This window comes from Micromonospora sp. URMC 107, from assembly GCF_051386315.1.
Taxonomy (GTDB): Bacteria; Actinomycetota; Actinomycetes; order Mycobacteriales; family Micromonosporaceae; genus Micromonospora.
Genome location: NZ_JBPQTK010000170.1, coordinates 1 through 10,359, shown reverse-complemented (window position 1 = coordinate 10,359; position 10,359 = coordinate 1). Strand labels below are relative to the sequence as shown.

The 10,359-nt window shown below is 73.0% G+C and carries 10 protein-coding genes; 9 read left to right on the top strand and 1 reads right to left on the bottom strand.

Annotated elements, in window-relative coordinates:
- Positions 1–110: 110 nt before the first annotated feature.
- Positions 111–2,618, top strand: a complete 2,508-nt coding sequence (locus ACSNN9_RS25880; protein ID WP_436675804.1) for a bifunctional FO biosynthesis protein CofGH — start codon at positions 111–113, stop codon at positions 2,616–2,618.
- A 705-nt stretch (positions 2,619–3,323) separates the two neighbouring features.
- Positions 3,324–3,581, top strand: coding sequence for a WhiB family transcriptional regulator (locus ACSNN9_RS25875; RefSeq protein WP_007455784.1), 258 nt, complete (start codon positions 3,324–3,326; stop codon positions 3,579–3,581).
- Positions 3,582–3,616: 35 nt separating this feature from the next.
- Here the strand turns inward: ACSNN9_RS25875 and ACSNN9_RS25870 are convergent, their stop codons facing one another.
- Complete coding sequence (locus ACSNN9_RS25870; RefSeq protein WP_089001916.1) at positions 3,617–4,066, bottom strand: metallopeptidase family protein; 450 nt, start codon at positions 4,064–4,066, stop codon at positions 3,617–3,619.
- A 153-nt stretch (positions 4,067–4,219) separates the two neighbouring features.
- Between ACSNN9_RS25870 and ACSNN9_RS25865 the strand changes: the two genes are divergently transcribed.
- The 7 genes from ACSNN9_RS25865 (at position 4,220) to ACSNN9_RS25835 (ending at position 10,354) form a co-directional block, all read left to right on the top strand.
- Positions 4,220–4,588: a DUF3499 domain-containing protein gene (locus tag ACSNN9_RS25865; protein ID WP_436675802.1), complete on the top strand. Its 369-nt coding sequence runs from the start codon at positions 4,220–4,222 to the stop codon at positions 4,586–4,588.
- Positions 4,589–5,100: 512 nt separating this feature from the next.
- Positions 5,101–5,868, top strand: a complete 768-nt coding sequence (locus ACSNN9_RS25860) for a helix-turn-helix domain-containing protein (RefSeq protein WP_436675805.1) — start codon at positions 5,101–5,103, stop codon at positions 5,866–5,868.
- Positions 5,859–6,059: a DUF397 domain-containing protein gene (locus ACSNN9_RS25855; RefSeq protein ID WP_436675801.1), complete on the top strand. Its 201-nt coding sequence runs from the start codon at positions 5,859–5,861 to the stop codon at positions 6,057–6,059. Before ACSNN9_RS25860 ends, ACSNN9_RS25855 begins: the two co-directional genes overlap by 10 nt.
- Before the next feature lie 223 nt (positions 6,060–6,282).
- Positions 6,283–7,467, top strand: coding sequence for a polyamine ABC transporter substrate-binding protein (locus tag ACSNN9_RS25850; RefSeq protein ID WP_436675800.1), 1,185 nt, complete (start codon positions 6,283–6,285; stop codon positions 7,465–7,467).
- A 5-nt stretch (positions 7,468–7,472) separates the two neighbouring features.
- Positions 7,473–8,639: an ABC transporter ATP-binding protein gene (locus tag ACSNN9_RS25845; RefSeq protein ID WP_436675799.1), complete on the top strand. Its 1,167-nt coding sequence runs from the start codon at positions 7,473–7,475 to the stop codon at positions 8,637–8,639.
- The gene (locus ACSNN9_RS25840; RefSeq protein WP_436675798.1) at positions 8,636–9,547 is read left to right on the top strand and encodes an ABC transporter permease; all 912 of its coding nucleotides are present in this window, start codon (positions 8,636–8,638) and stop codon (positions 9,545–9,547) included. The genes ACSNN9_RS25845 and ACSNN9_RS25840 overlap by 4 nt, the downstream gene beginning before the upstream one ends.
- A 3-nt stretch (positions 9,548–9,550) precedes the next feature.
- Positions 9,551–10,354, top strand: a complete 804-nt coding sequence (locus ACSNN9_RS25835) for an ABC transporter permease (protein WP_436675797.1) — start codon at positions 9,551–9,553, stop codon at positions 10,352–10,354.
- Positions 10,355–10,359 lie beyond the last annotated feature (5 nt).

Genomic DNA, 10,359 nt, shown 5'->3' with positions numbered 1-10,359 from the left:
ACGCCGTGTTCCTCTTCGTCGGCCTGATCCGGATGGTGACGCCGACCGAGTACAGCACGTTCGGTGGCCGGGCGGGCGGGACGGGGCGGACGAGCGCTTAGGCTGGGCGAATGGTTGATCGCACCGTGCCCGGCCCGACCGACGCGAGCGTGCGGCGGGCACTGCACCGGGCCGCGAGCGGGCGGGCGCTCGACGTCGACGAGGCCGCCGTGCTGCTGGCCGCCCGGGGCGAGGCGCTGGACGGGCTGCTCGACGTGGCGGGCGCAGTGCGCGACGCCGGCCTGCGCGAGGCCGGGCGGCCGGGCGTGGTCACGTACTCGAAGAAGGTCTTCATCCCCCTCACCCGGCTGTGCCGGGACCGGTGTCACTACTGCACCTTCGCGACGGTGCCGCACCGGCTGCCGGCGGCCTTCCTCGACCGGGACGAGGTGCTCGCCATCGCCCGGGCGGGGGCGGCCCAGGGCTGCAAGGAGGCCCTGTTCACGCTCGGCGACCGGCCGGAGGAGCGCTGGCCGGCGGCCCGGCGGTGGCTGGACGAGCGCGGCTACGACTCCACGCTGGACTACCTGCGCGCCTGCGCGGTGGCGGTGCTGGAGGAGACCGGACTGCTGCCCCACCTCAACCCGGGCGTGCTGTCCTGGTCGGAGTTGCAGCGGCTCAAGCCCGTCGCGCCCAGCATGGGGATGATGCTGGAGACGACGGCGACGCGGCTCTGGTCGGAGCCGGGCGGCCCGCACTTCGGTTCCCCGGACAAGGAGCCGGCGGTCCGGCTGCGGGTGCTCGACGACGCGGGCCGGGTCGGCGTGCCGTTCACCACCGGCATCCTGATCGGCATCGGCGAGACCGCCGCCGAGCGGGTCGACGCGATCTTCGCAATCCGCCGCGCGCACCGGGAGTACGGCCACCTCCAGGAGGTGATCGTGCAGAACTTCCGCGCGAAGCCGGACACGGCAATGCGCGGAATGCCCGACGCCGAGCTGCACGACCTGGCCGCCACGGTGGCGGTGGCCCGGGTGCTGCTCGGGCCGAAGGCCCGGATCCAGGCCCCGCCGAACCTCATCGCGGGCGAGTACGACCTGCTGCTGCGCGCCGGCATCGACGACTGGGGCGGGGTCTCCCCGTTGACCCCGGACCACGTCAACCCGGAGCGCCCCTGGCCGCAGATCGACGAGCTGGCCCGGCACACGGAGAAGTCCGGCTTCACCCTGCGCGAGCGGCTGACGATCTACCCCGAGTACGTGCGGGCCGGCGACCCGTGGCTGGACCCGCGCCTGCTGCCGCACGTCCGCGCGCTGGCCGACCCGGCGACGGGGCTGGCCGTCGAGGAGGCGCGACCGGTGGGCCGCCCCTGGCAGGAGCCCGACGAGACGTACGGCGGTCGGGTCGACCTGCACGCCACCATCGACACCACCGGGCGGACCGGCGACCGGCGCGGCGACTTCGACCACGTCTACGGCGACTGGGCCGAGGTGGCCGGCAAGGTCACCGTCGGGGGCGGGGCGGGGACCGACCGCGACCTGCGGGCCGGCCTGCGGCTGGCGGCCGACGATCCGGCGGCGCTGCTGGACCCGCGGCACACCGACGCCGCGCTGGCGCTGTTCGCCGCTGACGGGCCGGCGCTCGACGAGCTGTGCCGCCTCGCCGACGACGTCCGCCGGGCGGCGGTCGGCGACGACGTGACGTACGTGGTCAACCGCAACATCAACTTCAGCAACGTCTGCTACGTCGGCTGCCGCTTCTGCGCCTTCGCCCAGCGGGAGCGGGACGCCGACGCGTACCGGCTCTCGGTGGACCAGGTCGCCGACCGGGCCGAGGAGGCGTGGGCGGCCGGCGCCAGCGAGGTCTGCCTCCAGGGCGGCATCGACCCGAAGCTGCCGGTGACCGTCTACGCCGACCTGGTCCGGGCGATCAAGGCGCGGGTGCCGGGGATGCACGTGCACGCGTTCTCGCCCATGGAGATCGTCACCGCCGCCGCCAAGGCCGGCGTGTCCGTGCGGGAGTGGCTGACCGGGCTGCGCGAGGCCGGGCTGGACACCATCCCGGGCACCGCCGCCGAGATCCTCGACGACGACGTGCGCTGGGTGCTCACCAAGGGCAAACTGCCGGCCGCCGCCTGGGTCGACGTGGTCGGCACGGCCCACGAGCTGGGCATCCGGTCCAGCTCCACCATGATGTACGGCCACGTGGACCACCCCGCGCAGTGGCTCGCGCACTTCCGGGTGCTGGCCGGGGTGCAGGACCGCACGGGCGGGTTCACCGAGTTCGTGGCGCTGCCGTTCGTGCACACCAACGCGCCGATCTACCTCGCCGGCATCGCCCGTCCGGGGCCGACGTGGCGGGAGAACCGGGTCGTGCACGCGATGGCCCGGCTGCTGTTGCACGGCCGGATCGACAACATCCAGTGCTCGTGGGTGAAGCTCGGTGACGAGGGCACGGCGGCGATGCTGCGGAGCGGCTGCAACGACCTGGGCGGCACGCTGATGGAGGAGACGATCTCCCGGATGGCCGGTTCCGGCAACGGCTCGGCGCGTACGGAGGAGCAGTTGATCGCCATCGCGACGGCCGCCGGGCGGCCGGCCCGCAGGCGCACGACCGCGTACGGCCGCCCCCGCCCCTGACGCGGCGGGCGCCGCCCAGCGGGGGCGCGCCGCAGGTCGTCGGGGGTGGACATCGACGGTTGTCCCGACCCTCCACACCCGACCCCGCGCGTCCCGCCGCTGGCCGGCCGGGCCGGTCGGCCGCGTCCGTACCGACTGGTGGGACGAGCGCCCGCCGGCCGACCGGATTTCTGTCCTCAGTGGAGCGGCACCCGGATTCGTCCGACCCAGCAGCGCCTTGGCGGCTCCCCGAGGGCCGGGGGACGCCGCGGCGCCGCCTCGCGCCGTCCACATCGTGGGCGGAGGGCCGTCGGCGTCCCGCGCTCGACGGGCGGTCCGCGCCAACTCGGGTTAACCTGTGCCCCACCAAGATCAACGGATCGTGGTGGGTGACTTCCGAGGGTCCCCGCCGGCCTGCCCCGTCGGGTCGGCGGGGGAGCGCCACGGGAGAAAACTCGGGCAACTCGCCGGAGAGGGCGTTACTCGGCCGGGGTCTGAATCGATAGGGCAGGTTGCGAGGCCGGATGGCCGGGTGGCCGTCCGGAGTGTTGTCGGGAGGACGACTCCATTATCAAGTCCGGCTTGACGGCGCACGTATTACACGCGTGTAATTTGAATGGGGTTGTTCGCGCGGAACGCAACAAATCGGGACCGTACGGACAAGCACGCCTTCCGCGTGGGGGGTTGCAGCGGCGATGACGCCGGTGCGCGACAAGGAGGCATCTGATGGACGGCCAGCTTGAGGTGGCCGACCTGCTCGGAAACGCGCCGGAGTGGCAGGAGCGGGCGCTTTGCTCCCAGACCGATCCGGAGGCGTTCTTTCCCGAGAAGGGCGGCTCGACCCGCGAGGCGAAGCGGATCTGCTCGCGCTGTGAGGTGAAGACGGAATGCCTCGAATACGCTCTCGGCCACGACGAGCGATTCGGGATCTGGGGCGGGCTCTCGGAGCGGGAGCGGCGCAAGCTCAAGCGGCGGGCCGCCTGAGCGTTGCCGGGCCGGGGCGGTGGGGGCCGCCCGGCTCAGGCCAACTCGTCGGGGTCCACCCCGAGCAGATTGGCCACCTGTTCGATGATCACGTCGTGTACGAGATCCGCGAGGTCCTCGCGGTCCATCGCACGGAACTCCAACGGCCGGCGGTAGAGCACGATCCGCGGGGGCACCTCCTGCCGGCCGGGCCGACCGGGCAGCAGCCGGGCGAGCGGCACCTCGCCGTCCTCCAGCACGTCGGAGTCGTAGACGTTGAGGTCCGGCGGGACGTCCTCCACCGCGAACTCGACCCCGGCCAACTCCTTGGCGAACCGCCGTTCGAGGGTCTCGACCGTGTCCAGCACCAGGTCGTCGAAGATCTCCGCCTTCGTACGCGCCAACGGCACCGTCGCCGGGACCAGCCGCCCGCGCAGACCGCGCCCGTGCCGGTCGCGGTGGGCGCGCCGGCCGGGGCCGGGGCGGCGGTGTTCCGGGCTCGTCATGAGGGCAAGGTTAGCGCCCGTACCGACCTGGCCTGCGGCAGCGCCTCCGACGCGGCGCGGCGCGGCCGCGCCGGCCGAATTGTGATCACCGTGACGGGCGTGTCGCAACGCGAAGCAGTGCGCCGGACCCGGTAATGGAGATACCCTGCCGCCGTGAGGTCACCACGGCGCTGCTCCCGTAACGGCTGCCCCCGGCAAGCGGTCGCCACGCTGACCTATGTCTACAACGAGTCGACAGCGGTGGTCGGCCCGCTGGCGGCATTCGCCGAGCCGCACACGTACGACCTCTGTGAGCCGCACGCCCGGAGCCTCACGGCGCCGCGCGGTTGGGACGTCGTCCGGCACGAGGGCGAGTTCGAACCCCCGCCGCCGACCACCGACGACCTCGTCGCCCTCGCGGAGGCCGTCCGCGAGGCCGCCCCCCCGGTGGCCCCCCGCCCGCCCGAGGACGACCAGGCCACCAACTCGACTCCCCAGACGGGCCGCCGAGGGCACCTCCGCGTCATCCCCCCGAACCACTGACCCGCCGCTGGCCGGGCCGCAAGTCGGGGCCGCTGGCTGGGCCGCTGGCTGGGCCGCTGGCTGGGCCGCTGGCCGGCCGACGGAGACGGGGAGACAGCTCCGCGCGAACTCGGCAGCGTGCCGGCCGAGGCGGGCCGGATGGGCACGCCGGGCACTGTCGAGCTGAATCGTTTGCGACATCAGCTCGACAGCGCGGGTGAGATGGGACCGGGCACCCGCGTTCGGACCCCGGCGCCCCGCCGGTCGAGGGCGCACCGCCGGCACGCGGACCCTTCGGAGGCGCGACCCGCCCGTTCCGGGGGCGCGGCCCGCTCGTTCCGGTGCCTTGCCCGCGTGGCGGCGGCGGAGGACCGGCGGTGCGCCGGGCATGTCCAGGGCCTTTTCCGGGCGGTGCCCGGCCACCTCGGGCGCGCGAAACAGATCCCGCCGCGACACGCCGGCAGCGCCACGACAAGGGCACGCAGCGTGGCTAGCGTGCGCCCCAGTGTGATCGCGGGCGCGGGAGGTCGATGGTGAACGAGGCACTGCGGGTGGCGATGGCCGAGAAGGGGGAGACCGCCGAGTCGCTGGCGGAGAAGGTGGGGGTCGACCCGAAGACGGCGGGGCGGTGGCTCGCGGCGGGCCGGATCCCGCACCCCAGGACCCGGCTCGCCGTCGCCGAGGTCCTCGGGCGCGATGCCGCCGAGCTGTGGCCCGAGCCGTTCCGCCGCCGCGACCTGCCGTGGTTCCGACCGTGGGCCGAACTGGAGCAGGACGCCGTCTCGATCAGGTCGTACCAGCCGCTGCTCGTGCCGGGCCTGCTCCAGACCGAGGGGTACGCCCGCGCGGTGCTGGCGACCGGCGGCCTGCTGCCGGCGGCCGAGGTCGACGAGATCGTGGGTGGCCGGCTGGCCCGGCAGGCGATCCTGGCCCGGGACGCCCCGCCCCAGCTCGTCGCCGTGATCGACGAGGCGGTGCTGCGCCGGCGGGTGGGGGACCGGGCGGTGATGGCCGGGCAACTGGCCCACCTGCTGGCGGTCGCCGCGCAGGAGCACGTGCAGGTCCGGGTGATCCCCGCCGAGGCGCCGTGGCACACCGGGCTCGCCGGCCCGTTCGTGCTGATCCGGCTGCCCGACGGCGCCGAGACGGCCTATCTGGACAACCAGCTGCGCGGTCAGGTCGTGACCGAGAGTGCCGACATTGCTAGCCTGGGCGCCAGATGGGAGAGCGTCGCCGGCGAGGCGCTGCCGCGACGCCAGTCGATCGAGCTGATCGGGGAAGTGGCGACGACATGGACATGACCGACGCCCGCTGGCGCACCGCGACCCGCAGCAGCAACAACGGTGGCGACTGCGTCGAGGTGGCCGACAACCTGCCAGGTCGGGTGCTCGTGCGGGACAGCAAGGACCGCGCCGGGGCCGTGCTCACCTTCGCGCCGGACGCCTGGCGGGCGTTCGTCGGGTCGGCCGGCAGGGGCGGGCGCGCCGGCTGATCGGGCCGTGCCCCAGGCGTACGCCCGTCCGCGCGGGGTGCGGCCGCCGGACGCCGCGGTCGCGAGACCGGACCGTCACCGTGCCCTCGCACTTCGCGCACGCTGACCCGCCGTCCGTCGTCGCCGTCGGACCATGCCTAAGATCTGTCGTTCACCGCACCTGACGTCCCGTCGGCGCGCCGCCTCCGCCTGCCCACCGACGATGACCTCAAGGAGTCGTCACATGCGAACTCCCCTCCGGCCCCTCACCCGGCGTGGGCTGCTGACCGGCGCTCTCGGCTCGGCGGCACTGCTGGCGGCGGGCGGCTCGCTGACCGGCTGCGGCACCAGGGGCGCCGCCCAGACGGAGGCCGGCTGCGTCAGCGAGGACCTCTCCGGCACCGAGAAGACGCTGACGTTCTCCAACTGGCCGCAGTACATGGACGTGGACGACGCCGACTCCGCCAAGCGGCCGACCCTCGACGCCTTCGTCGCCGAGAGCGGCATCCAGGTCGCCTACACGGAGGACGTCAACGACAACAACGAGTTCTTCGGCAAGGTGCGGAACCAGCTCGCCGGGTGCCAGTCGACCGGGCGGGACATCGTCGTCCTCACCGACTGGATGGCGGCCCGGATGATCCGGCTCGGCTGGGTCCAGAAGCTGGACAAGGCGAAGCTGCCCAACGTCGAGGCCAACCTGCTGCCCTCGCTGCGCGGCCGGTCCTTCGACCCGGAGGACCAGCTCGCCATCCCCTGGCAGTCCGGCCTGGCCGGCCTCGCCTACAACGGCAGGGTGACCAGGGAGATCCGGACGGTCGACGAGCTGCTCACCCGCCCCGACCTCAAGGGCAAGGTCACCGCGCTGGCCGAGATGCGGGACACCATGGGCCTGCTGCTCCAGTCGAACGGCCACGACCCGGCGAACTTCACGAGCGCCCAGTTCGACGACGCGCTCGCGAAGCTCAGGAAGGCCGTCGACTCCGGTCAGATCCGCAGGTTCACCGGCAACGACTACGCGCCGGACCTCGCCAAGGGCGACATCGCCGCCTGCATCTGCTGGTCCGGCGACGCCATCCAGCTCGGCTTCGACGACGACAGGATCAGGTTCGTGGTGCCCGAGTCCGGGGTGATGATCTGGTCGGACAACGTGGTGGTGCCGAACAAGGCCACCCACAAGGGCAACGCCGAGCGCCTCGTCGACCACTACTACGAGCCGGCGGTCGCCGCCCGGCTCGCCGCGTTCGTCAACTACATCTGCCCCGTCCGGGGTGCCCAGGCCGAGATGGAGAAGATCGACCCGGCGCTGGCCGCCAACCCGCTGATCTTCCCCGACGACGCCATGCTGTCGCGGTCCAAGGTCTTCATGGCGCTGGACGAGAAGCAGGAACGCGAGTACGAGGGCAAGTTCCAGCAGGTCATCGGGGCGTGAGCGGGATGGGTGGGACGACTGCGGGACGCGAGACCCCGGGCGGCGACCTGCGGCTGGCCAACCTCACCAAGCGCTTCGGCGCCGTCACCGCGGTGGACGACCTCAGCCTGACCGTCCCGCAGGGCTCCTTCTTCGCCCTGCTCGGCGCGTCCGGCTGCGGCAAGACCACCACGCTGCGGATGATCGCCGGCTTGGAGGAGCCGACCGGCGGGCGGGTGCTGCTGGGCGAACGGGACGTCACCCGGCTGCGCCCGTACAAGCGGCCGGTGAACACCGTCTTCCAGAGCTACGCGCTCTTCCCGCACCTGAACGTCTTCGAGAACGTGGCGTTCGGGCTGCGCCGGCGGGGCATCCGCTCCGTCGACGACGAGGTCATGGGCATGCTCGCGCTGGTGCAGCTCGACGACCACGGCCACCGCCGCCCCGCCCAGCTCTCCGGCGGACAGCAGCAGCGGGTCGCGCTGGCCCGCGCCCTGGTCAACCGTCCGCAGGTGCTGCTGCTGGACGAGCCGCTCGGCGCGCTGGACCTGACGCTGCGCCGGCGGATGCAGCTCGAACTCAAGCGGATCCAGACCGAGGTCGGCATCACGTTCGTGCACGTCACCCACGACCAGGAGGAGGCCATGACGATGGCCGACACCGTCGCGGTGATGAACGCCGGGCGGATCGAACAGCTCGGCGCCCCCGCCGACCTCTACGAGTACCCGGCCACGGCGTTCGTGGCGAACTTCCTCGGCCGGTCCAACCTGCTCGCCGGCGAGGCGGCCGGCGCGGGCGGGGACGAGGTGGCGGTGTCGGCGCACGGCCGGGGCTTCTCGGTGCCCGCCGGCCGGGCCCGGGTCGACCGGGGGCCGGTCCACCTCGGCGTACGCCCGGAGAAGCTGCACCTGGTCGACTCCGTCGACCAGGTGCCCGCCGGGTGCCAGCACGTCACAGGGGTGGTCACCGACGCCTCCTACGTGGGGGTGAGCACCCAGTACCTGCTGCGCACCGGCTGGGGCGACGAGCTGACGGCCTTCGTCGCCAACAGCGGCACGGTCCGTCCGCTGCCCTTGGGCGCGGAGGCGGTGGCGTACTGGGACCCGCGGCACGCCTTCCTGCTGCCCCGGGAACCCGGCGGGCAGGACCGGAGCGCGCCCGCGCGGGACGAGCCGGTCGGCGTGCCGTCGTGAGCGCCCTGGCGCACCTGCCCACCGGTTCCGCCCCGCCGGCGACACCCGCACCGCCCCGCCCGCCCGGGCGGCACCGGCTCCTGCCGTACCTGCTGCTGCCCGCGGCGGCATGGCTGTTCGTCTTCTTCGCGGTGCCGCTGCTGCAACTCGCCGCCGCCAGCCTCTACGACCCGACCGGCTCGCTCGCCACCGGGTACGCGATGACCTGGGCGTTCGGCAACTACCCCGACGCGCTCGCCGCGTACTGGCCGCAGTTCGGGCGCTCCTTCGGCTACGCCGGGGCCGCGCTGGTGCTGGCGTTGCTGGCCGGCTACCCGCTGGCGTACGCGATCGCGCAGAAGGCCGGCCGGTGGCGGAACCTGCTGCTGGTCTGCGTGGTCGCGCCGATGTTCACCAGCTTCCTGGTGCGCACGCTGGCCTGGAAGACCATCCTGTCGGACAACGGCTGGCTCGTCGGGCTGCTGCGCGACGTGCACCTGCTCGCCCCCGACGGCCGGCTGCTGGCCACCCCCGTCGCGGTGGTGCTCGGCCTGACGTACAACTTCCTGCCCTTCCTGGTGCTGCCGCTCTACGCGAGCCTGGAGCGGCTGGACCCCCGGCTGCTGGAGGCGGCCGGCGACCTCTACGCCGGCCCGTGGCGGACCTTCCGCCGGGTCACGCTGCCGCTCTCCATGCCCGGCCTGGTCGCCGGCACGCTGCTGTTCTTCATCCCGGCCAGCGGCGACTACATCAACGCCGAACTGCTCGGGACCCCCAACGAGTACATGATCGGCAACGTCATCGACTCGGCGTTCCTGGTCCGGCTGGACTACCCGCAGGGCGCCGCGCTGTCGTTCCTGCTGATGACGGCGATCCTCGCGGTGGTATTCGGCTACCTGCGCCGCACCGGCACGCAGGAGGTGCTCTGACCGGTGGGACACCGTTTCGGACGCTGGCTGGCCGACCGCTGGGTGACGGGCGTGGCGCTGCTGGTGCTCGGCTACCTCCTCCTGCCGGTCGCCGTGGTCGCCGCGCTCTCCTTCAACCGGCCCTCCAGCCGCCTGTCGTACGACTTCAACGAGTTCACCCTCGACAACTGGCGCAACCCGTGCGCCACCTCCGACATGTGCGACGCGGTGGTGCGCAGCGTGCAGATCGGCTTCGTCTCGACCGTGGTCGCCACGGTGCTCGGCACCCTGATGGCGTTCGCGCTGGCGCGGCACCGGTTCCGTGGCCGTGCCGGGATCAACGTGCTGATCTTCCTGCCGATGGCCACCCCCGAGCTGGTGATGGGCACCTCGCTGCTGGCCCTCTTCGTCTCCGCCGGGGTGCCGCAGGGCTTCTGGACCGTCGTCGTCGCGCACGTCATGTTCTGCCTGTCGTTCGTGGTGGTCACGGTCAAGGCGCGGCTGGCCGGGATGGACTCCCGGCTGGAGGAGGCCGCGATGGACCTCTACGCGAGCGAGTGGCAGACCTTCCGGCGGATCACCCTGCCGCTGGCGCTACCCGGCATCGTGGCCGCCGCGCTGCTCGCGTTCTCGCTCTCCTTCGACGACTTCATCGTCACGAACTTCAACGCCGGCACCACCGTCACGTTCCCCATGTACGTCTGGGGCGCCGCCCAGCGGGGCATCCCGCCGCAGGTCAACGTCATCGGCACCGCGATGTTCCTGATCGCGCTCCTGCTGGTCCTGACCAGCACCCTGCACGCCCGCCCCACAAGACAAACCACGTAACCCAC